We start from the raw sequence: 23,936 nt of genomic DNA on the forward strand, positions 1-23,936 counted from the left end.
GAGAATTTTCCATAAGGAAATCGTTTTGCAAGACGATCAATTGCGCACGGTCTCGAAAGGATTAGGCGGCTTCGCCGAAAATCTTCGCTCCGCCCACGCGAATGGCTGCGCCGATATATTTGATGTATTCGATAAACAGCACGCGGAGCGTATCGCTTTCAGCCACCCAGCTATGAGCACGCTTCTCACCATTAACCACCGGATAAGGCACAAATTCCACATCCTGCATCCGCGATGACATCTCAAGAATACTGCGTGGGATGTGGTAATTGTTCGTAACGACAATCACCCGATGATACTTGTTGGCGCGTATCCAGCGTTCGCTTTCAGTTGCATTCCCCACCGTATTAAGCGCAGAACGATCAAGATCGACGCAACAGTTAAACAGGCTCGCATCCGTGTGTGTGGCGCGCTGCAAATCTTTTTCATTGGTCGAAGGATGCACACCACTGATCAATAGCCGCTTGCCCTGCTTATCTTTCAAAAGATCAAGCGCCGCCTGAATACGCGACTGACCGCCTGTCAAAACCACAATTGCATCAGCAGGCGTGTCCAATGCAGGCGATTGCATGCTTGTCACTTTCTCACTGAACGCAACAAAGCCGATCAGAAAGGCGACAATCACCAAAAACAGAAAAATGGAAACAGGCTGAAGTCGACGGAATACACGCATTAAAAGCGACCATAGAAATTTAGCGCCCGCCAGTGCAAGGCCAGAAGGCGCGTCGATAGTGCTACTGCGGCGCCATACCACAGCGCCCATACGCCCCCCGGCTTCCTTGTCTGCCGCTGCATCATTGCTTTCCCGATACTCAACTGCGTGTTCGTTCGACCTACCATCATAGCTACCATTGCGGCGATATGTCGGAAAGCTGCCAGAAACTCGCGATTTGCGATCGGTATTAGCAAAAAAAGACGTCATTCAGCACGCACTCCCGGCCCATCCATCGTCGCGAGTTGACGGACAACCGTCAGCCGACTTGTCAGCATCGTCAGAAAGCTCACAAGAATGATGATTGCAGCAGCACCGAAATAACCCTCACGGCCAATCGCGAAATTGCCAAACATCGCTGCGGCCTGATCGCCAGCAGGCGTTCCCATACGTCGGGACGCCCACCAGGAGAAGCATAGGAAAACGAACATAGCTGCCCCGCCGCCAAACAAGGCCCCTTTGAGCGCTGTCCGGAAGAAGTGCCATTCAAATTCACGCGCAACAAACTTTGATTCTGCGCCAATAAAATGCAGAACCTCGATAATATGGCCGTTGCCTGACATCGCCCCGCGCGTAGCGAAAATCACCGTCAAAACTGTTGCAGCGATCACGAGTGACAGAACTCCAGTACCTATAAGCACCGTCGTATTGGCCATTGAAACGAGCCTGTCGACCCATGTGCGATGATCATCAAAACTCGCACTTGGAATAGCCCGCGAAATCTCCGCACGCATGGTTTCAAAGTCAGGCGGTGCGTTTTCATCGATGGTGACAACGACGAGACGCGGCACAGGCAGTTCGTCGATATTCAGACCACTGCCGAGCCATGGCTCAAGCAGCCGTGCAGTTGCGTCCTTGTCGATAATATTGGTGTCTTTGACCCCGGAAAAGCCGCGTGCAATACCGCTGGCATCCGACAGAGCCTTTTCCATGTCCAACCCGTCAACAGGCCTGATCTGGATGGTCGCCTCACGAGCAATCTGGCTTTGCCATTGCGCAGCCGATGTTCGCACAAGTGTAACGCCACCAAGCGTGAGGCAGGCAAGAAAGGTCATGATCGCAATCACAGTGACCAAAGCCGTCCCGGTCACACTTCCATCAGGAACAATGGGATTTGGCCCCTGACGCTTTCTGCGTTTACCAATGCGCACCAGCAGCATATCTTTGAGGTCTTCAAAGCGTATGCGCAGATCGTCCATGATCTTGGCGAAAGCGTTCTGCCTGTTTCTGCTCGCATTATTCATAAATATCGAGCCGCCCATGTTCTATGATCATACGGCGTGCATTGACCTGATCCATCAAAGACAAATCATGTGTCGCAATAATAACTGCAGTGCCCGAACGATTAAGCTCAGCAAAAAGCCGTAACAAACGTTTTGCAAGTAGCGGATCGACATTGCCTGTCGGTTCATCAGCCAAAAGCAGTTCCGGCTGATCGATCAGCGCACGCGCAATCGCTGCACGCTGCTTTTCACCACCAGAAAGTACTGGCGGTAGCACGTTCATGCGATCACCAAGTCCAACCCAATGCAGCAGCTCTTCAACTTCGTGACGATAAGTGGCTTCTTCCTTGCCGCGTACACGCAAAGGAAGTGCAACATTTTCATAGGTCGTCATATGATCGAGCAGACGAAAATCCTGAAACACAATTCCAATGCGGCGCCGAAGTAACGGCACGTCCTTATGGTCGAGACGCGCGACATCTTTACCAAAAATGTTGATAAGTCCACGCGTTGGCTTCAGTGCCATGAACAGCAGCCGAAGCAGCGAGGTCTTCCCCGCGCCTGACGGACCAGTCAGAAACTGAAATGAACGCGGCGGAATATGGAAGCTGACATCCTTCAGGATCTCAGGCCCCATGCCATATCTCAGGCCAACATTCTCAAAACGTATCACCGCTGCGCTTCTCTGAATTGTCCGCACACCAATCGGTGCTGCGGATGAAATCTAATTTAAAATGACCTTTAACCTCCATGGTTAATGTGAGGTTAATTATGTCGAAATCGCTCGTAAAAATTACGAGAGACTTGATTTTCTATAACGCAGAAAAATTGGGCAAATCTTGGGGCGGACACACCAAAACACTCCGCAAAAAATAATTGCGGCATAAACGATGCAAATTAATAACCAAAACGGATACGGGTTATTCCCAGCAGCCCAGGTTACGGCCTTTGAGATTATGGGAATCAATGTCAGTGACGAGGCGCGCGTCTTCCCGCAACAAAATCATCGTCGTGCGCTGTTTAAGATCAATCCTCTGCCAACCTGCACATTCCGTTGGCATTGGCGGCCTGCTATCGATCCTGACAGTTTCTGACCATGTCGTCGCGGTGCAGCCGGAAACAGCCGCGCTGATGCCAATTACCATGGCGGATTGTAGAACCAGTCTGCATGTTCGTGCCTGAAATTGAATATTCAAGACTGGCAACTCCCTAAAACGCCCCACGAAACACCCGCTTACCAAGATCGATTTCATCGCAATTATCTGCATGAACAAGCTTCTTATAGCCCGCGCTCACCCATCACCGCAATATACTCGACGAAAACAAGCATGATTTAAATTAAGGCGCAAAAGCGGCTAAATTACGGATTTATCAAGTATATTTGATAAATTAGCAAAACTTTAAATAACTAATGACGAGATAAATCAAAACTTGATCGTAGTATTAAATATTAGAAATATTCATAAAACAAACCAACGATAAAATGTAATTGAAGCTAAAAATAGCTAGATATATATTTGAGAAATTGATTCGCATTGGCATTATCACGACACCAACACTGGGGACTTCCATGTTGAATAAATTGTCTGCGGAATTTTTCGGAACATTCTGGCTTGTTTTTGGCGGCTGCGGCAGCGCAATCTTTGCTGCTGCTTATCCTGAACTCGGTATCGGCTTTGCCGGTGTCGCTCTCGCTTTCGGCCTGACCGTCCTTACAATGGCTTATGCCGTAGGTGGAATTTCGGGTGGTCATTTTAACCCAGCCGTCTCGCTTGGCCTTCTGGTCGCCGGCCGTTTTGAGGCCAAAAATCTCATCCCTTACTGGGTTGCGCAAGTTTTGGGCGGCATTGCTGCAGCGGCGATTCTCTATCTCATCGCCACAGGCAAAGCTGGCTTTACGGTGGGCGGTTTCGCATCCAATGGTTATGGCGAACTTTCACCCGGCGGCTATAGCCTCACCTCTGCACTGATTGCAGAAATCGTGCTGACAGCCTTCTTCCTCATCGTGATCCTCGGCTCAACATCGTCTTCTGCGCCAAAGGGCTTTGCACCAATCGCTATTGGTCTTTCCCTTACGCTGATCCACCTGGTGGCCATCCCGATCAGTAACACCTCAGTTAATCCAGCACGTTCAGCAGCTGCGGCTCTCTTTGCCGAAACCAACGCGCTCGGCCAGTTGTGGTTATTCTGGGCAGCTCCGCTGGTTGGCGCGGCCATCGGCGCAATCATCTGGAAAGGCCTTCTCGGTAAGGACTGACCAACAATACAAATGCGGAATCATCGAAAAGACCGGCTTAGGCCGGTCTCTTTGCTCGAAAACTGAGACTTGGAAGCAAACTACACCAACTCTTTCATAAAATTTCGATTCTCCAAGAAAAAGTGATCATTGCTCGCAATAAATTACTGTAAGAAAGAACTCCCTTTCACAGATGTTCTGAGCAATGTCCCCCAGCACTGATGCCACCCACGCGGATCGCTACGCCGCATTCCGCCATACGTCGTTCAAAAAATACTGGGCCGCGCGCTTTCTAAGTGCCTTTGCCGTTCAGATCGTCAGCGTCGCTGTCGGCTGGCAAATTTATGATCAGACCCGCGATGCATTCAATCTTGGTATGGTCGGGCTTGTGCAGTTTCTGCCTGCCCTGCTGCTGGTGCTCTTTACAGGCGCTGCAGCCGACCGCTTTGGCCGTCGCCTTGTCATGGGCTTGTCGCTCATATTGGAAGCCGGTGTCACAGCATTTCTGCTGCTGCTCACGCTTTTCAGTGATTTCGAACCGATGATCGTCTTTGCGGCGCTGCTGGTGTTCGGCATTGCCCGTGCGTTCCTCGGACCGTCCTCGGCTTCTCTTGTTGTGAACCTCGTCCCGACAGAAGATTTTGCGAATGCAGTTTCGTGGAATTCTTCGGCATGGCAGGTCGCAACGATTGTTGGTCCGGTTGCCGGTGGGCTGCTCTACGGAATTTCGCATGTCGCTGCTTATGGCATTGCAACGGTCTTTCTCGTTGCAGGCTCAGTGCTGATTTTTTCTATCCCGAAACCGAAACAGCACACGACGATGGAGGAGCGCTCGCTCACCTCCATGCTTGCTGGTTTCCGCTATATCTGGAAAGAAAAGATCGTTCTGGGTGCTATCTCGCTTGATCTTTTCGCCGTTCTGCTTGGTGGAACAGTTGCGCTTTTACCGATATATGCGCGCGATATTCTCGATCTCGGACCTTGGGGTCTAGGCCTGCTGCGTTCAGCGCCGGGGATTGGTGCGGTTCTCACCGCGATCTGGCTTGCTGGTCATCCAATCCGCGATCATGCAGGCCGCGTAATGTTCTTCTTCGTCGGCATGTTCGGCCTGTTCAATATCATCTTTGGCGTCTCGACAATCGTCTGGCTGTCGATTGTAGCACTGGCCTTAGCGGGTGCTGCCGATATGATCAGCGTCTACATCCGCGAAACGCTGATGCAGCTCTGGACACCAGACCACGTGCGCGGACGCGTAAATGCGGTCAATATGGTGTTTGTCGGCGCATCGAATGAGCTGGGCGAATTCCGTGCAGGGCTTATGGCTGCGGCTATTGGTGCAGTGCCTGCGGTTGTTATTGGCGGAATAGGCTCTATTGCTGTTGCAGCTGCATGGGCTGCGATGTTCCCGCAACTGCGCAAAGCGCGCAATCTGCAAGGGCGCACCTAGCTCCCGATCACTGCGTCAGGCTTCTGGCGCGGTGATATTTCCGGCCTGAACACGCGTTTCGATCTGATCCCGATCTTCAGCTTTGATGCCAATAAGATCGGCCACACGCCACATCACATCAACCTCGACTTCGCTTGCAACACCATCGGCATAGACGATGTTCCACATCAACGCGATAAAATCGAGCCGGGCTTGATAATCAAGATGCCGTTTGAGAACAGAGGTAAAATCCGAAAGGCTGATTGATTCCTGATCAGCCTCTTCGGCGGCGCGAATAAGCTGCTTAAGGGCATCGCCCTTCAGTCCATATTTCTGCGCAAGCATGGCCGAAAGCTTAGCACGCTCTACCTCACGCGCATCACCGTCAGCATCCATGATGTGAAACATCAATGCTGCCGCAGCCAGTCTCGGATCATCGTCGGAAAACTTTTCGCCCCGCTCACGCAAACCATTTCCGGGCAACTCTTTCAGAAAATCCAGCAACCGCTCGAACATTCACCCTCGCCAAGTCTCAAACCGCAAAAGACCAACTCGGTCTGCTCTTCTTTAGAAGCTTTAAAACTAGCGAGATGAAAATATGAGACAAGACTGTAAAGCGACGATGCCGCCTTTCAACAGCGAAAGACGGCATCGTCGTGGTCTTTAAGCAACAATTTACCCGCTACAAAGGCCAGATCAGAACAGGCGAAGCCCGTTTTGCGACTTTTGCGACGTCTTACGTTCATCAACGCCGGGATCATCCACAATGATATGGGCCGTCCGTTTTTTGTCTGTCTCGTCAATATCCGGCCCAGCTGCATCAATAATTGCTGGCTTCTCTACCTGCTGAATTTCAGGCTTTTCTGGCTGTGGCTTTACCTCAACAGGCTTCGGCTTAGGCAGGACCACTTCCGCTTCGATAACGTCGTCAATCTGCGGCTTGGGCTTAATTTTTTCAGCTGGAATAATTGCATTGTTTTTTACAACAGGTTCGGAAACAGCCGCAGCAATCTCAGGCTTTTCCACTTCAATCACCGGTGAAAGCTGCTCGACAGGTACTTTCCATTCAAAGCTGTTCAGGCGTCCGGTCACTGGCGATACAGGCGACCACTGTTCAGACACATAGCCATCAGCCGTCCATGCCGGATCGCGCGGTGCTTTAACCGCCTGCGCAAGCAACTGACGCACCTTGCCCTGATCGCCGGTCTCTGCCTCTTCAATATCGGCAAGCAGCAGATAGGCACTTTCGCGTGGCGAGCCGCGCAACACCTTATCGGCATTTTCTCGCGCCAGACGATAATCACCCGCATCATAAGCAGCCCGAGCAAGTGCCAAACTGCCTTCGGCATTGTTTGATCTCAGCGTCACCAAGTGCTTTGCCCGCTTGAGACGATCCTGCACGGTGTCGCCAGAACGGCCATAAATATAGGTCGATGCAATATCTGGATGCGGCGCGCGCTTCCACGCAGCCTCAAGAATCTTCGACCCCTTGCGCACTTCGCCATCGGCAAACAATGCTCGCGCTGCAACGACAGCTGCTGGCACCAGATCAGGCGCAAGTTTGTTGGCTTCAAGAGCAATCGCCTTGGCATTTGCGTGATCGACATCAACCGTTGCGATTGCTTTCGCCGTCAGAAGTGCAGCACGCTCCTTCTTCACAACATCCTTGCTATGCGAGAGCGCCTGTTTACGTGCATCAACCAGTTTGAGCGCACCATCCCAATCGCCTTCCGAGCAGAACTGCCCCATCACGGCTGAGGATGCCCATTCGAGCTGTGGTGCATGTTTTGCGGCTTCTGTCGCATAGTGACGTGCGGCTTCTCGTGCACCCATGCGCTGCGCCTCGATATAAAGTCCGCGCAAGCCAAGAAGTCGGGTTTCGGGGTCCTCAACCATGGCCTCAAATGCCTTGCGCGCATCATCCGACCGGCCTTCAAGCATGGCCGTTTGAACTTCCAACAACTTGATCATCGGTTCAAGATCAGGATCAAGCAACGTGCCTGCCTGCTTTGCCATACGGCGCGCGGCTTCCGCATCCCCTGCACCTGCAGCAATCAAGCCTGTTGAAAGCGACTGATATCCCCGGTCGCGTTTGCGCGAACGAAAATGACGACGCAACGTGTAAGGCGACTGAATGGTGCTTTTGATTACCCACCAGATGATCAGAATTGCAGCCACAATTGCCACTACACCTGCGGCAGCGGTAATCAGTGGGACGTTGTAATGATTGCCAGCAAAGGTGACATCAAGCTCGCCCGGACGATCCGCAAGCCATGAGAAGCCAAATCCCAGAACAACGACAATAGCGAAGTAAAAAATCACACGCAGCATAGACGCCTCCTTAGTTTGGCGCCGTGGCGTCTGTTGCGGTTTTTGGCTTAATGCTTTCGGTTACGACGCGCTGGATAAGCGCATCAGCGTCGTGACGCGCTTTTAGCTGGCTCGCAAACTCTGCCGAAACAGCTTTTGCATCAGGCGTGAGCTGCTCCCATTCGGAAATGGCACGCTCCAGATCACCGGCATGAAGCGCTGCTTCCATTCGGGCAGTCGTTGGACCCGCACCGGTTCCGCTGACATTGCCCGCAACCGGACGCACACTCACAAGCCCCTTTGCGCTCGCAAGGAGCTGATCCCAAACGCCAGCATCAGCGGGCAGCTTATTTTCAGTAGCAATGATTTTGTTAGCGACAGGCCCAAACCATGCATTCAGATCAGCAACTGTCGGCACACCTGAATGCGCAAAGGCATTTAGACCTTCAATTGTCTTATCCTGCGGAGCAACGGAGGCATATGTATCAAGCTCAGCCTTATAAGAACCACCGCGATCAATCGCAGTCTTTAGCGCATTGGCTGCAATCAATACAGACGCATCAGGCTGGCGCGCACTCTCACTGACCTTACCCTCAAGCGAAACCAGCTTCTGTTCAAGGTTAGAAATCGTGCCACTATTGCCGGAAACACCAGCTGCGGCCTGATCAGCCTGATTCTTCGCATCACTTAACTGCGTTTCAAGCGCACTGAGGCGCTCGGTTAACGCCGAAACATCAACAGGCGCGGCATCCGCTTTTGGAAGCGACGCAAATTGCTGCTGAACTTCCGTCAAAGTCCCAGCCACGGCCTCCGCCTTGATTTCAGCCGCCTGGACGTTTTTCTGCAAATCAGCAAGCTGCGCCTTGCTGGCATCGTCGAGCGACGCGGGCGCGGGATTGGAGCGCAAGTCCGCAATCTGCTGTTCCATATGGGCCAGCTGTTCAGCTGTCACCCTAGCGCCCGGCGATGGCACAACATTGCCCCATTGCAGCGCAAAAAGGCCCGCCAGTGCAATCACACCGCCTGCAACACCCGCCAGCAGATGAGAGCCACCTGAACCCGATTTCTGTGCTGGTACGGAAGTAGCTGCACTAGCACGTGGTGCCTCCGGCTTCACTCCCGCCGTAAAGGGCGGCTTTTCTGTCTTCGTTTCTGGCTTAAACGCTGGCTTTTCTTCTGGCTTGGGTTCGGTTTTCATCGCCGCATCCCCAACTGGCTCAGCGGCAGGTATCGCTTTCGGCGTTGCTGCTTCGTCAACGCGTTGAACATCCGACGGATCAAGATTGATCGTCACGGGCTTATTGGCCGGTTTGGAATGCCGCGGAGTGCCAGATTTCGCCATGGGTCCTCTCGGTGTAGAAATAATGTTTCTAAAGCTTATCAGATAAAATCGCGAGATGAAGGAAGGTTGCGCTCAAAAGAGTCAAAGTTTGGAAAACAAACGAAAAATTCCTTGCTCGTCAGGATGGTCTGCTATGAGCGCCTGCGCCTTGCATGTCTCTGGTAATTGCTCAGCAACGCGGCCAGAAATACACAAAAACCGCGTATCCGAGCCAAATGCAGCCTCAATCTGCGGCATTATCCGGGCAAAATATTGGGCCGCAACGCCCGAATAAAGCAGAACCGCGACAAATAGACTTTTGGGCAAAAGCGCTCTGACTTCTTCTTCGGAATAGCCAATCTGCTCAACGTCATAAACATCGCAGACCTGCATTTTGAGGCCAGCCTGCAATACTCGCTCTTCAAAGATCGGCTGACGTATCCGCCCCGCGAGATACAAAACCTTTGCGCCTTCCGGCAAATGCTCTGCCATACACGACGCCAGACGAACGGCATCGCCGCCGCCCTCGATAACCCTCTCAAAGCCCGCATAACGCGCAGCGCGCGCCGTGCCTTCACCGACAGCAAACAGCGGCAGCGATTTATAAGGCTTCAGAAACTCATCCTTCACGTGCCGGAAGGCATTGGCGCTGGTTACAGTAAGCGCGTCGAAGGATTGATTCTCGACAGAAAATTCCAGAGTAACAGTACGGCTTAAAGGCATCAAAACCGGCGAAAAGCCGAGTGCGGCAAGCTTTGCTGCCGTCACGGATGCCGATGGTTCAGGCCTTGTTATCAGAACTGAACCGCGCGTTCCGGTCTTGTGCTCTGCTGTCAATGTTACTCCCAGCCCTCAAAGAAATCGGCACCCGCTTGCGCCCGCACGCGCTTGGCGGCATCTGACCCAAGCTCAGCTGCATCCGATGCCAAACCCTCTGCTGTGACTTCATGCGCCTCACGACCATCCGGTGTGAGAATCATGCCACGGAATGAAATCGTGTCACCATTCACAATCGCAAGACCGGCAATTGGCGTGCGGCAGGAGCCGTCAAGCGTCGCCAAAAATGCGCGCTCACAGGCCAGCGCCACATGCGTATCATGATGCGCCAGCGGCTTTAACAATGCGTCGATTTTTTCATCACCAATACGGGTTTCAATCCCGATTGCACCCTGTCCGGGCGCAGGCAGAAACACCGATGGCTCAAGCAAGTCGGTAATCACATCTGCCAAATCAAGCCGCCGCAAACCAGCACAGGCGAGGAATGTCCCATCCACTTCGCCTTCTTCAAGCTTGCGCAGACGCGTCTGGACATTGCCGCGAAACATCACCACCTGAAGGTCGGGACGAAGCCGCTTGATCATCGCCTGACGGCGCAACGAAGACGAACCGACCACTGCACCCTTCGGCAGATCAAGAAAACGCTTAGACGTGCGGCCAACAAAAGCATCGCGAGGATCTTCGCGCTCAAGGAATGCGGAAAGATGAAGACCTTCCGGCAAAACTGTCGGCATATCCTTGGTGGAATGCACAGCCAGATCAATACGGCCATCTTTCAGCGCTGCTTCGATCTCTTCGGTGAACAGCCCCTTGCCGCCAACCTGCGACAGCGGGCGATCCTGAATGCGGTCTCCGGCAGTGGACATCGGCACGATTTCAATCGCATCTTCGCTCAGGCCGTGCGCGGCAATCAGACGGGAACGGGTTTCATAGGCCTGCGCGAGCGCAAGCTTGCTGCCTCTAGTGCCAATCTTCAAGGATGCTGTTTGCATATCGCGCCGTCCATGATACCGGGTTTCTAAAATATTTACGTAAGATTACGAGACAAGCAGGGTCTAACCGCAAATGCGCGTTCTTGGAATAGAAACAAGTTGCGACGAAACAGCCGCCGCCATCGTTGAACGTGACGATAGCGGCAAAGGGCATATTTTGTCCAATGTGGTGCTCAGCCAGATCGCCGAACACGAACCTTATGGTGGTGTGGTGCCGGAAATTGCCGCCCGCGCCCATGTTGAAGCGCTCGACCAGCTCGTGAAACGTGCGCTCAAAGACGCCAATGTGAAGCTCGAAGACGTGGATGCAATTGCCGCGACTGCCGGTCCAGGTCTTATCGGCGGGCTGATTGTTGGCCTGATGACTGCCAAGGCCATGGCCATGGCAGCGAACAAGCCGTTTTATGCGGTCAATCATCTAGAAGGCCACGCGCTCACTGCTCGACTGACTGACAACCTCCCGTTTCCTTATCTGTTGCTGCTGGTTTCCGGCGGTCACACGCAGATGGTTCTTGTGCGTGGTCTTGGCGATTATGAACGCCTTGGCACAACAATCGATGATGCTCTGGGCGAAGCTTTCGACAAAACCGCCAAGCTGATGGGGCTGCCTTATCCCGGTGGTCCAGCGGTTGAGCGCATGGCAATGCAGGGCGACCCGAAACGTTTCCCGCTGCCAAGGCCACTCAAGGGTGAAGCACGGCTCGACTTCTCATTTTCAGGCCTCAAGACAGCCGTGCGGCAGACTGCAACGGAACTTAGCCCGCTTTCTGATCAGGATGTAGCCGACATCTGCGCATCGTTTCAGGATGCTGTTGCCGACACTTTGTCAGATCGTGTGAAGCGCTCGCTAGAGCGGTTCAAGCAAGAGTTCCCGGATTGTGCTACCCCCTCGCTAATCGTTGCGGGGGGCGTTGCGGCCAACAAGACCTTACGCGCATCTCTGGAAAAGCTTTGCGAAAAGCACGGTTTCAGCTTCATCGCACCGCCGCTCAATCTCTGCACCGATAATGCAGCAATGATCGCATGGGCAGGCGCCGAGCGCGCTGCAACCAAAGCTCCTGATTCGCTTAACATCGCACCGCGCTCACGCTGGCCGCTTGATGAAAAATCGACACCCATGTTCGGCACCGGGCGACGCGGAGCAAAAGCATGAGCGAGCGAGCTAAAATTGCGGTGCTAGGCGGCGGCGCATGGGGAACCGCTCTTGCAGCCATGGCAGCCATCAGCGGTCACGACGCATGGCTTTATGCTCGCGATGCGCAAACCGTCGCCCATGTGAACGACCAGCGCCGCAATCCTGCTTATCTTGGCGAGATCGAATTGCCCGAAGGCATTCACGCCAGCACGGACGCCAAAGCAGTACTTGAAAATGCCAACGCAGTTCTTGTTGTCCTGCCCGCACAGGCGATGCGCAAAGGGCTATTGGAATTAAGCGCACTTATTCCACAATCAGCTCCTGTTATTCTCTGCGCCAAGGGCATTGAGCGCGACACCGGACGACTGATGTCGGAAGTGGTGGCGGAAGTTCTGCCACACCACACAATAGGCGCACTCTCCGGTCCTAGTTTCGCAACGGACGTGGCGCGTGGCCTGCCAACAGCGGTGACGATTGCTTGCGAAGATGCAGCCATTGCCGATCAACTGGCGGCGATGCTCTCTGGTCCCGCCTTCCGCTGCTATTCAACCACTGATCTCAAAGGTGTTGAAATCGGCGGAGCGCTTAAAAACGTGCTGGCGCTTGCAGCAGGTGCTGCCATCGGGCGCGGTTATGGTGCCAGCGCACAAGCAGCCCTTGTTACGCGCGGATTTGCCGAACTCCGCCGTGTTGCGCAGGCCATGGGCGCAAAGCCAGAAACCATCATGGGTCTTTCAGGCCTTGGCGATTTGATGCTGACCTGCTCGTCATCGCAATCGCGCAATTATTCCTACGGGTTGGCAATCGGCCGTGGTGAAGACCTCACCAACCGCCCGCTGGCAGAAGGCGTGGCAACCGCTCCGATTGCTGCTGAGCTTTGCAGACAACATGATGTGCCTGCGCCGATCATTTCGGCAGTTGCGGCACTTCTTGCAGGAAAAATCACGATTGATGAAGCCGTAACAGCGCTTCTTAACCGACCACTCAAGACTGAGGATTAAGGCATGATCCCGAAAAGTGGGAAGCCCATTTCGGACCAGATCATGCCCAAACAAGAAGGTTAGAATAACATGCTTTTTGCTCTTCTGTGCAACGACAAGCCCGATCATCTGCAAGTGCGCCTTGATACGCGCCCGGCCCATCTCGACTATCTTAAAGGCCTTGGTGACGTGCTAAAATTTGCAGGCCCATTCCTTGGTGAAGACGGCAAGCCAAATGGCAGCCTCGTTGTCGTAGAAGCAGCCGACAAAGCCGAAGCTGAAAAGATCGGCGCGAATGATCCTTACGCACTGGCTGGACTTTTTGCTGATGTAACCGTGCGCCCATGGAACTGGGCGATTAACAATCCAGCAAACGCATAAGGGCAGATCATGGCTTACTGGCTGTTCAAGTCTGAACCATTCAAATGGTCATGGGAAATGCAAAAAGCCCGTGGCGAACAAGGCGAACAGTGGGACGGCGTGCGCAACTATCTGGCACGCAACAACATGCGCGCCATGAAGATCGGCGATAAAGGCTTTTTCTACCATTCTAACGAAGGTCTGGAAGTAGTCGGCATTGTCGAGATTTGCGCCCTTTCGCACCCCGACAGCACCACCGACGATCCGCGTTGGGATTGCGTGGACATCAAAGCTGTGCGCGATGTGCCAAAGCCTGTCACATTGAAAGACGTGAAAGCCAATCCAAAGCTCGAAAAGATGGCGCTCGTTACATCCATGCGTCTTTCGGTGCAACCAGTGACGGAAGATGAATGGATTGAAGTCTGCCGCATGGGCGGACTGGACGCTAAAGATATTTAATGCTTGATCCGGCACATAAGGCGACGCGTGATTTCATATTGGCCAATACTGGCCTGCAAGCGCCGCCGCACGTGCCGGAAATCAATCTCCATCTGGCCGATGAAGCGCATGACCTTTGGCATAAGACCGAGGAAGAACTGGCAACCATCGGCCTGCCGCCGCCTTTCTGGGCCTTTGCCTGGGCGGGTGGTCAGGGCGTTGCGCGCCATATTCTTGATCACCCGGAAACGGTCTTCGGCAAAACTGTACTGGATTTCGCTTCCGGCTCAGGTCTGGTTGCCATTGCAGCCATGAAAGCGGGCGCAAAAAGCGTTAAGGCTTCCGATATTGATCCATTTGCGCTGCCAGCTATCGAAATCAACGCGGCTGCAAACAACGTTACTATCACCCCGACACTCACCGACCTGATCGATCAGGATCATGGCTGGGAAGTCGTGCTTGCGGGTGATGTGTTTTACGAGAAGCCGCTCGCGGATCGTCTGATCCCTTGGTTTTCAAAATTGGCAGAACGCGGTGCCCGCATCATTGTTGGTGATCCGGGCCGTTCCTATCTGCCCAAAGACCGGCTTGAGCAGCTTGCCGTTTACACAGTGCCCGTCACCCGTGCGCTTGAGGATGCAGAAGTCAAACGTACGACTGTCTGGACGTTTTTTTAACGTTACCTAGGCGAATTTCTTCGCACCAGCCACACAAAGCACCACCACACCAGCTGTCAAAACCATGCCCATGCTGACCGGTTCACCGGCAATCGATGCAGCCAGCATCAGGCCGAAGAATGGCTGTAACAATTGCAGCTGTCCGACGGCTGCCGCACCGCCTTGCGCAAGGCCGCGATACCAAAAGAAAAAGCCAATCAGCATGGAAAACAGCGTTACATAGGCAAGCCCGCCCCATGCCATAACGCCGATTCCAGCCCATGTTTCTGGACGGGTTAGAATGCTGAGCGGCAGCATCACTGGCAACGAAAACACCAGCGCCCAGCAAATCACCTGCCAGCCACCCAGTCTGCGAGAAAGGCTCGCGCCTTCTGCATAACCCAGCCCGCAGACAATGATCGCGCCGAGCATCAGCACATCGCCCAGCAATGTTGACTGGCTCCCCTGCCCGTAAGCATAAGACGCAACAATAGCGCTACCCACAACCGAGAACAGCCAGAACAGCGGCCGTGGGTTTTCGCCGCCGCGCAGTACGGCAAACACAGCTGTCGCCAAAGGCAGCAGGCCGATAAAGACAATCGCATGGGCCGAGGTCATGTGTTGCAGCGCAATGCCTGTTAGCAATGGAAAGCCCACCACCACACCAAGCGCCACTACAATCAGCGAAACAACGTCATTTCGGCTCGGAAATGGCGCGCGGAAAACGAGCAGTAGCGCGAGCCCCAACAGGCCCGCAATCGAAGCTCGTGCCATAGTTAAAAAAGTCGGGTCTATATCAATGACGGCCAAACGCGTGGCTGTCAGTGACCCGCTGAAAATAAGAACGCCAATAAATCCGTTAATCCAACCCGCAGTCTTGTTCATATGTCTTTTCGATCTGTTGCAGTTTCATGTAGATGATTCTGGCAAAGTGTCGTGAATTCGGCAAAATAAGCAGAGACAGTTTCCGTACAATTTTGCTAAACTGTACTGATACGAAGGATGGTACAGATGATTTCAACGGGCCTGTTGCGCAGTCTTGAAGCAGTGGAAGCAGCCTATCTTGGCGGAAACAGCGAAGAGAAAACGAACGCTGAAAAAATCTCGCTCGTTGACAAAGTCATGACCATCATTCGTGACCGCATTGCTGCCATGAGCCTCGCGCCCGGAGCGCGTCTGCCATCGATCCGCCGCTTGGCCGAAACCATGAATGTCTCTAAATCCACTGTGGTTGAAGCCTATGACCGGTTGGTGGCTGAAGGTGTTATTCAGTCACGCCGGGGTGCAGGTTTTTATGTGTCTGAGCGCGGACGCCAACCATTTACCGTTGCCGCAACCACGCCCCACAAAGACCGGCAGATTGACCCTTTCTGGGTCATGCGCCAATCTCTTGAAGCTGATATCGAGACTTATAAGCCCGGTTGTGGCTGGCTACCCGATGAATGGCTGCCGCTTGAAGGCATTCGTCGTGCCATGCGCGCAATCGCCCGCGATGAGAACAGCAATCTTACGACTTATGGCGAACCTCTTGGCTTCCGCCCTTTGCGCAACCATCTGGCGCGCAAACTGTCTGAACAGGGCATCGATATGTCCGGCGGCGATATCTTGCTGACCGATTCAGGCACCCACGCAATTGATCTCATCTTCCGCTTTCTGTTGCAGCCTGGCGATACCGTGCTGGTCGACGATCCCTGCTATTTTAATTTTCAGGCAGCGCTTCTCTCACATCGCGTAAAGCTTATTGGCATCCCTTATGCGCATACTGGCCCCGATCTGGAGGCCTTTGCAAAGGCTGCTGAGGAACACGCGCCGAAGCTCTATATTTCCAATGCAGGACTGCATAATCCCACAGGTGGCACGATGACACCTGCCATTGCACACCGTTTGCTGAAGCTTGCGGAAATCCATAACATAACACTGGTTGAAGATAATATTTTTGGCGACTTTCATCCATCGCCAACACCACTTCTTGCCGAACTCGACGGCTTTGATCGCGTGCTGCATATGGGCAGTTTTTCAAAGACGCTCTCGGCTGCGGCTCGCGTTGGCTATATTGCCGGTCGTCGCGACTGGATCGATGGATTGACCGATCTCAAGCTTGCAAGCACATTTGCGGGCAATACTGTCTCGGCACAAATCGTGCATTCACTGCTAACTGACGGCACCTATCGCCGCCACATCGACAGCCTGCGCGCCAAGCTCGCCGATGCTATGACGCTGGTCGCTAAGCGACTGAAGGCTACCGGACTTGAAATATGGACCGAGCCACAAGGCGGGATATTTCTCTGGGCGCGATTACCCGAAGGCATGGATTCAGGCCGCATCGCAGCCTATGCGCTTGAGAAAAATGTTCTTCTCGCGCCCGGCGACGTATTCAGCCCATCGCGCAGTGCCACGCGCTATCTTCGTTTCAACGTTGCGCAATCGATAGAGCCATATATCTATACCGTTCTCAGTGATGCCATGCGCGAAGCGTCGGTGTGAGCGCATCCCGAAAAGTGTGAAACGGTTTTCGGACAAAGGTGCGCGTAGGGCAAAAGCATTAGGCCGCTAAAGCCGAAAACAACTTCAAGCAAAAGCAATGCAGTCAGTCTGCGCATGAGGGATATACTCGCCCCCTGTCTTTGAGGAGAGACATCGGGAGGAATAATCGTGAATGCACACCCAACAGGGATGATGGCCAGTCCGCGTCCTGAAGACGAAAAACTATCCGTCGCCGCCAATCTTGCCTATGGATTTCAGCATGTTCTAACAATGTATGGCGGCATTGTCGCCGTGCCGTTGATTATCGGTCAGGCGGCAGGCTTGAGCGCCAGCGAAATTGGCCTGCTGATCACCGCTTCGCTTTTTGCAGGCGGCGTTGCAACCGTTTTGCAAACCATCGGCATTCCATTTTTTGGCTGCCAGCTTCCGCTGGTGCAGGGCGTATCATTCGCTGGTGTTGCCACAATGGTTGCCATTGTAACTTCTGCCGAAACCGGCGAGGCAGGCATTCAGGTCGTGCTGGGTGCGGTTATGGCTGCATCATTAATCGGCTTTCTCATCACGCCAATCTTTTCGCGCGTTACGCGCTTTTTTCCGCCACTTGTCACCGGCATTGTGATTACCACCATCGGTCTTACCCTGATGCCCGTTGCTGCGCGCTGGGCCATGGGCGGCAACAGCAAGGCACCTGATTTTGGCAGTATGGGCAATATTGGTCTCGCAGGCCTCACACTTCTGATTGTGCTCTTACTCAGCAAAATCGGCAACGCCACGATTTCACGCCTCTCGATCCTGCTTGCAATGGTGATCGGAACAGGCGTTGCATGGGCGCTCGGCATGACGGATTTTTCGCGTGTAGCAGAAGGTCCAGTGATGGCCTTGCCCGAAATATTCCATTTTGGCTGGCCGATATTCAGCATTGCAGCAACACTATCGATGTTCATCGTGATTATCGTGACATTGGTCGAAACCTCTGCCGATATTCTGGCAGTCGGTGAAATTCTAGGAACGAAAGTCAACTCCCGACGGCTCGGCGATGGTCTGCGCGCCGATATGGCATCAAGCATTCTCGCACCTGTCGTCGGCTCTTTCACGCAAAGTGCCTTCGCGCAGAATGTGGGTCTGGTGGCCGTAACGGGTGTGAAGAGCCGCTATGTGGTTGCCACGGGCGGACTTATTCTCATCACGCTCGGGCTTCTGCCAGTGATGGGCCGCGTAATTGCCTGTGTACCGCCAGCCGTGCTCGGCGGTGCGGGCATTGTTCTGTTTGGAACCGTGGCCGCAAGCGGCATCCGCACGCTGTCAAAAGTCGATTATCAGAACAATATCAATCTGATCATCGTAGCAACCTCGATTGGCTTCGGGATGATCCCGATCGCAGCACCGGAATTCTATCACCACTTTCCAACGTGGTTTGAGACGATCTTTCATTCGGGCATCAGCTCGGCTGCATTGATGGCCATCGTGCTTAACCTCATGTTCAACGAGTTCAAAGCTGGCAACTCAAACCAGATGTCAGTCTTTGCCGAAGGCACTGAGCGCATCATTCGCCACCACCAGATCGCAGAACTGCACGATGGCGATTATATCCAGAACGGTAAACTCTACGATGTGGAAGGAAATGAAGTGAAAATCGTTCCGGCAGGGGCACATTAAAAGCACTTCCAGCAAAAGTGCGAAGCGGTTTTGCGTAGGACAGTGCGTAAAAAAAAATCAGAGCGCATAGCGCTCTGATTACCGAAGCACACGGATAATCGTCCTATTCGTCAAATGCGGTAAGAGGCGCGCCATGTCGGCGCGCTTCAACGCTATGCAGCCCTCTGTCGGCGTATAACCTGGACGCGCAAGATGAAAGAAAATCGCGCTGCCACAGCCACGTTTGCGCGGGCTGATATTCCAGTCCATCACAATACAGGCATCGTAAACATCGTCGTTGCGCCACATCTTCTCGTGGCTTGATTTGAATGGAAGACTAACCGGGTGATTGTAATTGGCGTCGTTGGGTGCATCGCACCAGCCATCAAGCTTGCGAACACGCTTCAACGGAAAAGGCGTGAGAGGCCATTGCCGCGCATCGCCGCGACGATAGCCATAAAGCAACCGCATTGAAGAAAGTGGCGTCGCACCGTCGCCTTCGCGCTTGAAAGCGCTGATTCCCCCCTTGCCAAGCGCACATTCGAGCACCAAATTGCCAGCAGCAAGCAGGCCGCGCGTTTTATGGCCGGGCTTTGCCCGTACATCTATGATGCCAATTCCGCGGTTATTGTGATTTCTGGACAAGCCTGCCTCCGTTTTCTGCCTGCTGGTAAAGTTTGGGTGATCGCCTGAAAATCTGCTCTGTTTTTTCACGGCTTCAACTTATCGCCATTAAATGTCATAAAACACGAACCACTATTTGAATCAAAGAGTAACGAGGACAGGCATGACAGGTCGTACAATACTGCTCGTGGACGATGACGAAGATCTCCGCTCCATCCTCGTCGAACAGCTGGAACTATGCGAAGAGTTCCAGATTCTTCAGGAAGACAATGCCACCAAGGGCATTCAGACGGCGCGCAACGGCATTGTTGATCTGTTGATCATGGACGTTGGCCTGCCGGATATGGACGGTCGCGAAGCAGTCAAGCTGCTGCGCAAAGGCGGGTTTAAGGCTCCTATCATTATGCTGACCGGTCACGACACCGAATCGGACACGATTCTCGGTCTCGAATCAGGTGCGAATGATTACGTCACCAAGCCATTCAAGTTTGCCGTTCTGCTTGCGCGCATTCGCGCGCAGTTGCGCCAGCATGAGCAGAGTGAAGACGCGACATTCATCGTTGGTCCTTATACGTTCAAACCGGGCCAGAAGCTGCTTCTCGATGAGAAGGGCGGAAAGATTCGCCTGACCGAAAAGGAAGCCGCGATCATTAAGTATCTTTATCGCGCCGGCGACAAGGTCATTGGCAGAGATGTGCTGCTTGAGGAAGTGTGGGGGTATAATTCGGGCGTCACGACACACACGCTGGAAACCCACGTTTACCGTCTGCGCCAGAAAATTGAAAAGGATCCATCCAATGCATCGCTTCTGGTTACAGAAAGCGGGGGATACAAACTTGTCCCATGATGGACAGCGCATGATACGGGTGTCATGACAAGCTATGGCGCTCGATGACGATATCCGCATTCTCAGCTCAGTAGGCCTGTTCGAGTCTTTCTCACCTGAACAGTTGCGTCTGCTCGCCTTCGGCGCAGAACGTCTTGTGCTGCGCGCTGGTCGTGAACTATTCCGCGAAGGCCAGAGCGCTGATTGCGGCTATATCGTCGTATCGGGCAATATCAGCCTGTTTCATGATGCCGACGAAGGGCGGGTCACAATCCGCCCCGTCGGCCCCGGTGCAATGCTTGGCGAAATGGCGCTGATTGCCCAAACCTCCCGCATGACCGGTGCGTTGGCTGAGGAAGAAACCGAAGTTATCCGCATCAGCCGTTCGGTGTTCCGGCGCATTCTGGAAGAATATCCGGAAGCCGCAGCCTCGCTGCACGCGCATATCAGCAGAAACCTGCTGCAACTGATTGCTGATATTGAAAAAGTAGCACCTCAATTTGGCGGCAGCGACTAAATCATAATTCAATGATCCGCTCGATCCCTATAGCATCCAGAAATGCTTGATCATGGCTCACAAGCAGCAGGCCACCCTCATAATCATTCAGTGCTGTTTCCAGTGCCTGAATTGAATCAAGATCGAGATGATTTGTCGGCTCGTCCAGAATAAGCAGTTCAGGTCTGAGCGTTCCTGCGAGCACACAAGCCAATGCTGCGCGCAGCAATTCACCACCGCTTAAGCTACCTGCCAGACGTGACGCACTCTCACCACGAAATGAGAAACGCGCCAGAGCCGAATGAGCATCATTATCGCTGGAACCTTTGTTCAACCTGCGGAAATTCTCGTAGAGCGTCGCATTTCGGTCCATCAGGCTCATCTGCTGATCAAACATGGCAATAGACACAAAGCACTTGATCTCACCCGAAACAGGCTGCAAATCGCCGGAAATCAACCGTAAAAGCGAGGTTTTGCCAGCACCATTTGCACCGCGAATAACAATGCGTTCTGGCCCGACAATTTTCAGCGAGAAGTCCCGGATAACCGGGCGTTCCGGTACTGGCCCGCCAGAAACATTGAGCATTTCGAGCATCACACGCCCCGAAGGCGAAAGCGCCGCCTCAATATTAAAACGCATTGGCTTATTGCGTTCGACCTTTGCTTCCGCATCACGCAACTGGTTTTGTGCGCGCTCTGCATTGCGCTCAGCAAGCAATTCACCACGACCGCCAGTCTTTTGCGCTTTATCGGCACGCGCATCCAGCAGAAGCTTGCTCATGCCCGCATCGGCTCGCGATTTTTTCCCACGCGCATCGCTTTTTGCCTGCCGTTCAGCGGCTTCCTGCGCTTTGAGCCTGACCTGTTTCACATCGCGCTGCGCAAGCTCAAGATCACGCTGCGCCCCTTCCCGCTCTGCTTCCTTACGCTCGTAATAGAAATCCCAGTTGCCGCCATAAAGCGTCAACGCGCCTTGCGAAAGCTCGGCTATCGCATCCATTCCCCGCAACAATTCACGATCATGGCTGACGACAACAGCTGCCCCCTGCCATTTCGCAAGCATGTCAGCGACAGCCTGACGACCATCGCGATCAAGATTGTTGGTGGGTTCATCGAGCAGAATAAGATCAGGCTTCTGAAACAGTAGAGCTGCGAGTGCTGCCCGTGTCTGTTGCCCTCCACTTAATGCTGAAACCAGGGTTTGTGGAGCAAGCGAAAGCCCGAACATCTGCAAGGCTTCATCAAAATGCTGCGGCAACAGCCAGTCGGCCTGCTCAAAATCAACGTCAGTGCCCTCACCTGCTTGGATACGCGCAAGCATGTCAAAGACAGCACCCGCCTCAAACAGATCGGCTACAGTCTGCTGACCATCACTACCGATATTCTGGGCAAGTACACCAATTCGGCCAGTGCGCGTAACAGTGCCACTAGCAGGCAGCGACGCCCCGCTCATGATTTTCAGAAGGGTGGATTTGCCAATACCATTGCGCCCGACAAGCCCAATACGGCCTTCGGTTACGCTGAAATTGATGCCGGAAAAGAGTGTACGGCCATCAGCCGTGAGCGCGGAAATACCCTGAAGAGTGAGAAGAGAAGACATGAAGAACCCCGGAAACGTTGAAAACACTGGTCATTGAAAACAGTGCTGAACGATCCATTGCTCTTTTCTCCTCTTCTGAACTTCGCTCTATATACGCTTGCGTGTGCGTTTAATCCAGATCGAATGTCGCAATTACTGGTACGTGATCGGATGGACGATCCCAGCCACGCGCTTCGCGCAGGATTTGCAAACCTTGCATATGCGCTTCCAGATCAGCCGAACCCCAGATGTGATCGAGCCTGCGGCCACGGTCAGCTGCATCCCAATCCTTGGCGCGATAACTCCACCATGTATAAATTTTCTGGTCTGCCGGGATGACATGACGCATGAGATCGCTCCAGCCGCCTTTGACGCGAAGATCTTCAAGCGTGGTGGTTTCAATCGGCGTGTGGCTGACGATTTTCAGCAACTGCTTATGCGACCAGACATCGTTTTCCAGCGGCGCAATGTTGAGATCACCAACAAGGATCGACCAGTTTCCATCCTGCCTGTCAGCAACAATCGCCCGCATTTCCTCAAGGAAACCAAGCTTGTGCGCAAATTTTGGATTGATTTCCGGGTCTGGCTCATCGCCACCCGCAGGCACATAAAAATTATGGATACGGAGCTTTTTGCCACCCGCTTCAACCACTGCGCTTAAATGACGGCAATCGCCCATCTCGCAAAAACCGACCTTTTCAACGTCGCTCAGCGGACGTTTCGAGATGGTTGCAACGCCGTGGTAACCCTTCTGACCACTGATCGCGATATGCTCATAGCCGAGTGCGCGAAAGCCCTTGGAAGGGAACTGATCGTCGGGACATTTGGTTTCCTGAAGGCAGAGAACATCCGGCTGATAATCGCTTAAAAACTGCTCGACCAGCGGCATACGCAAGCGAACGGAATTGATGTTCCAGGTAGCAACAGAAAATGTCATGGGAATAAGACTCACAGCCATCAAAAGATGGCCGCGAACGTAACGATTTATCCGGCAAATGCAAATATCGAGCGTGAAGTTTTACTGGCCCTTACGCTTCATCGCGATGCGCTGATAGTCGATCTTGAACATGTCATCGGTAAAGCGAACGCCACTGCGAAGATTGAACACCATGATTGTGGTGTCGAGGCCCTGCGCATCGGTGATGGTCCACTGCTTGAGATCCATGGTCTTTGGTTCAAACATCATGGTGATCTTCGAATTACCAAAAGCCGTTTTATCACCCACGACCAGCGTGGTCATATCCGGGTCTTGCTTAACACTCTGAAGGCGTCCGCCGCCGAGATCAATCCGGTCAGCGAGCAGCATCTTCAACGGCGTGGTGCCGAGCGCATACATATCCCATGTGTCGAGCTTGCGATTGTTGATGACAACCTGATTACCATCGGAGATCACGCGGATCGGTGACTTATCATAGTTGAAGCGAATCTTGCCCGGACGTTCCAGATAGAATGTGCCGCCGGTCTGTTCACCCTTAGGGCCGAACTGTACAAATTCGCCAGTGAGCGTCCGCAACGATGAGAAGTGATCGGCGATCTGCTGTGCAGCCGCAGCACCACTTGCGCCCTGTGCCTGCGCTGCAACCGGCACAAAAGCCGGAGCCACAACACCAAGGCTCAATGCTCCCAATCCGAGGACGGCCACAAAGCGGCTGGCTTTCATAAAGCTCGAAATACGGGAGATCATCATGGGCAAACTCTCTTTTTTCATCGTTGTCTCAGAATAAAT

General features: G+C 53.3%; 25 protein-coding genes. 11 read left to right on the forward strand and 14 right to left on the reverse strand.

Annotated features, from left to right (window positions below; all coding sequences use genetic code 11):
• Nucleotides 1-61: 61 nt before the first annotated feature.
• The 4 genes from WH356_RS04385 to WH356_RS04400 all read right to left on the reverse strand — a co-directional run bounded on the left by WH356_RS04385 (nt 62) and on the right by WH356_RS04400 (nt 3,131).
• Nucleotides 62-922: a YdcF family protein gene (locus tag WH356_RS04385; protein ID WP_339508985.1), complete on the reverse strand. Its 861-nt coding sequence runs from the start codon at nt 920-922 to the stop codon at nt 62-64.
• A complete protein-coding gene (locus WH356_RS04390; protein WP_421565400.1) occupies nt 919-1,911 on the reverse strand; it encodes a cell division protein FtsX in 993 nt (330 codons plus the stop codon). Before WH356_RS04390 ends, WH356_RS04385 begins: the two co-directional genes overlap by 4 nt.
• Nucleotides 1,912-1,948: 37 nt before the next feature.
• Nucleotides 1,949-2,608, reverse strand: a complete 660-nt coding sequence (gene ftsE, locus WH356_RS04395; protein WP_339508986.1) for a cell division ATP-binding protein FtsE — start codon at nt 2,606-2,608, stop codon at nt 1,949-1,951.
• 247 nt (nt 2,609-2,855) lie between these two features.
• Nucleotides 2,856-3,131, reverse strand: a complete 276-nt coding sequence (locus tag WH356_RS04400; RefSeq protein ID WP_310013269.1) for a hypothetical protein — start codon at nt 3,129-3,131, stop codon at nt 2,856-2,858.
• Between the two features lie 374 nt (nt 3,132-3,505).
• Here WH356_RS04400 and aqpZ point away from each other — a divergent pair, with 374 nt between their 5' ends.
• Both aqpZ and WH356_RS04410 read left to right on the forward strand, forming a co-directional pair.
• Nucleotides 3,506-4,192 (forward strand): aquaporin Z, encoded by a 687-nt coding sequence (gene aqpZ / locus WH356_RS04405; protein ID WP_339508987.1) that lies wholly within the window; start codon nt 3,506-3,508, stop codon nt 4,190-4,192.
• A gap of 184 nt (nt 4,193-4,376) precedes the next feature.
• Nucleotides 4,377-5,618 (forward strand): MFS transporter, encoded by a 1,242-nt coding sequence (locus WH356_RS04410; RefSeq protein WP_339508988.1) that lies wholly within the window; start codon nt 4,377-4,379, stop codon nt 5,616-5,618.
• A 15-nt stretch (nt 5,619-5,633) separates the two neighbouring features.
• On the opposite strand, the gene WH356_RS04415 is transcribed toward WH356_RS04410, so the two are convergent.
• The 5 genes from WH356_RS04415 to hemC form a co-directional block, all read right to left on the reverse strand.
• Complete coding sequence (locus WH356_RS04415; protein ID WP_339508989.1) at nt 5,634-6,113, reverse strand: tellurite resistance TerB family protein; 480 nt, start codon at nt 6,111-6,113, stop codon at nt 5,634-5,636.
• A 180-nt stretch (nt 6,114-6,293) separates the two neighbouring features.
• Complete coding sequence (locus tag WH356_RS04420; RefSeq protein WP_339508990.1) at nt 6,294-7,928, reverse strand: heme biosynthesis protein HemY; 1,635 nt, start codon at nt 7,926-7,928, stop codon at nt 6,294-6,296.
• 10 nt (nt 7,929-7,938) lie between these two features.
• Nucleotides 7,939-9,249: a COG4223 family protein gene (locus tag WH356_RS04425; protein WP_339508991.1), complete on the reverse strand. Its 1,311-nt coding sequence runs from the start codon at nt 9,247-9,249 to the stop codon at nt 7,939-7,941.
• Nucleotides 9,250-9,330: 81 nt separating this feature from the next.
• Nucleotides 9,331-10,065: a uroporphyrinogen-III synthase gene (locus WH356_RS04430; protein WP_339508992.1), complete on the reverse strand. Its 735-nt coding sequence runs from the start codon at nt 10,063-10,065 to the stop codon at nt 9,331-9,333.
• Nucleotides 10,066-10,067: 2 nt separating this feature from the next.
• A complete protein-coding gene (hemC, locus tag WH356_RS04435) occupies nt 10,068-10,997 on the reverse strand; it encodes a hydroxymethylbilane synthase (protein WP_339508993.1) in 930 nt (309 codons plus the stop codon).
• Between the two features lie 73 nt (nt 10,998-11,070).
• Between hemC and tsaD the strand changes: the two genes are divergently transcribed.
• From tsaD to WH356_RS04460, 5 genes are all read left to right on the forward strand, one after another.
• A complete protein-coding gene (gene tsaD / locus WH356_RS04440; RefSeq protein ID WP_339508994.1) occupies nt 11,071-12,150 on the forward strand; it encodes a tRNA (adenosine(37)-N6)-threonylcarbamoyltransferase complex transferase subunit TsaD in 1,080 nt (359 codons plus the stop codon).
• A complete protein-coding gene (locus WH356_RS04445) occupies nt 12,147-13,133 on the forward strand; it encodes an NAD(P)H-dependent glycerol-3-phosphate dehydrogenase (RefSeq protein WP_339508995.1) in 987 nt (328 codons plus the stop codon). Before tsaD ends, WH356_RS04445 begins: the two co-directional genes overlap by 4 nt.
• A gap of 69 nt (nt 13,134-13,202) precedes the next feature.
• Complete coding sequence (locus tag WH356_RS04450; protein ID WP_112814527.1) at nt 13,203-13,493, forward strand: YciI-like protein; 291 nt, start codon at nt 13,203-13,205, stop codon at nt 13,491-13,493.
• A 9-nt stretch (nt 13,494-13,502) separates the two neighbouring features.
• Nucleotides 13,503-13,931: an EVE domain-containing protein gene (locus WH356_RS04455; RefSeq protein ID WP_339508996.1), complete on the forward strand. Its 429-nt coding sequence runs from the start codon at nt 13,503-13,505 to the stop codon at nt 13,929-13,931.
• Complete coding sequence (locus WH356_RS04460; RefSeq protein ID WP_339508997.1) at nt 13,931-14,587, forward strand: class I SAM-dependent methyltransferase; 657 nt, start codon at nt 13,931-13,933, stop codon at nt 14,585-14,587. Before WH356_RS04455 ends, WH356_RS04460 begins: the two co-directional genes overlap by 1 nt.
• Before the next feature lie 6 nt (nt 14,588-14,593).
• Here the strand turns inward: WH356_RS04460 and WH356_RS04465 are convergent, their stop codons facing one another.
• Complete coding sequence (locus WH356_RS04465; protein ID WP_339508998.1) at nt 14,594-15,451, reverse strand: DMT family transporter; 858 nt, start codon at nt 15,449-15,451, stop codon at nt 14,594-14,596.
• A 126-nt stretch (nt 15,452-15,577) separates the two neighbouring features.
• Between WH356_RS04465 and WH356_RS04470 the strand changes: the two genes are divergently transcribed.
• Nucleotides 15,578-17,050: an aminotransferase-like domain-containing protein gene (locus WH356_RS04470; protein WP_339508999.1), complete on the forward strand. Its 1,473-nt coding sequence runs from the start codon at nt 15,578-15,580 to the stop codon at nt 17,048-17,050.
• Between the two features lie 189 nt (nt 17,051-17,239).
• Nucleotides 17,240-18,706, forward strand: coding sequence for a nucleobase:cation symporter-2 family protein (locus WH356_RS04475; RefSeq protein WP_339509503.1), 1,467 nt, complete (start codon nt 17,240-17,242; stop codon nt 18,704-18,706).
• 78 nt (nt 18,707-18,784) lie between these two features.
• Here WH356_RS04475 and WH356_RS04480 read toward each other — a convergent pair whose 3' ends face one another.
• Complete coding sequence (locus WH356_RS04480) at nt 18,785-19,330, reverse strand: L,D-transpeptidase family protein (protein ID WP_339509000.1); 546 nt, start codon at nt 19,328-19,330, stop codon at nt 18,785-18,787.
• Between the two features lie 142 nt (nt 19,331-19,472).
• Between WH356_RS04480 and WH356_RS04485 the strand changes: the two genes are divergently transcribed.
• Together WH356_RS04485 and WH356_RS04490 are read left to right on the forward strand one after the other, a co-directional pair.
• Complete coding sequence (locus WH356_RS04485; RefSeq protein WP_339509001.1) at nt 19,473-20,156, forward strand: response regulator transcription factor; 684 nt, start codon at nt 19,473-19,475, stop codon at nt 20,154-20,156.
• Nucleotides 20,157-20,190: 34 nt separating this feature from the next.
• A complete protein-coding gene (locus tag WH356_RS04490) occupies nt 20,191-20,652 on the forward strand; it encodes a Crp/Fnr family transcriptional regulator (protein ID WP_339509002.1) in 462 nt (153 codons plus the stop codon).
• Nucleotide 20,653: 1 nt separating this feature from the next.
• On the opposite strand, the gene WH356_RS04495 is transcribed toward WH356_RS04490, so the two are convergent.
• The 3 genes from WH356_RS04495 to WH356_RS04505 form a co-directional block, all read right to left on the reverse strand.
• The gene (locus tag WH356_RS04495; protein WP_339509003.1) at nt 20,654-22,231 is read right to left on the reverse strand and encodes an ABC-F family ATP-binding cassette domain-containing protein; all 1,578 of its coding nucleotides are present in this window, start codon (nt 22,229-22,231) and stop codon (nt 20,654-20,656) included.
• A gap of 109 nt (nt 22,232-22,340) precedes the next feature.
• Nucleotides 22,341-23,147 (reverse strand): exodeoxyribonuclease III, encoded by an 807-nt coding sequence (locus tag WH356_RS04500; RefSeq protein WP_339509004.1) that lies wholly within the window; start codon nt 23,145-23,147, stop codon nt 22,341-22,343.
• A gap of 81 nt (nt 23,148-23,228) precedes the next feature.
• Nucleotides 23,229-23,897: an outer membrane lipoprotein carrier protein LolA gene (locus tag WH356_RS04505; protein WP_339509005.1), complete on the reverse strand. Its 669-nt coding sequence runs from the start codon at nt 23,895-23,897 to the stop codon at nt 23,229-23,231.
• Nucleotides 23,898-23,936: the final 39 nt, after the last annotated feature.

The organism is Ochrobactrum sp. MYb379, from assembly GCF_037479515.1.
In the GTDB taxonomy this organism is placed as follows: Bacteria; Pseudomonadota; Alphaproteobacteria; order Rhizobiales; family Rhizobiaceae; genus Brucella.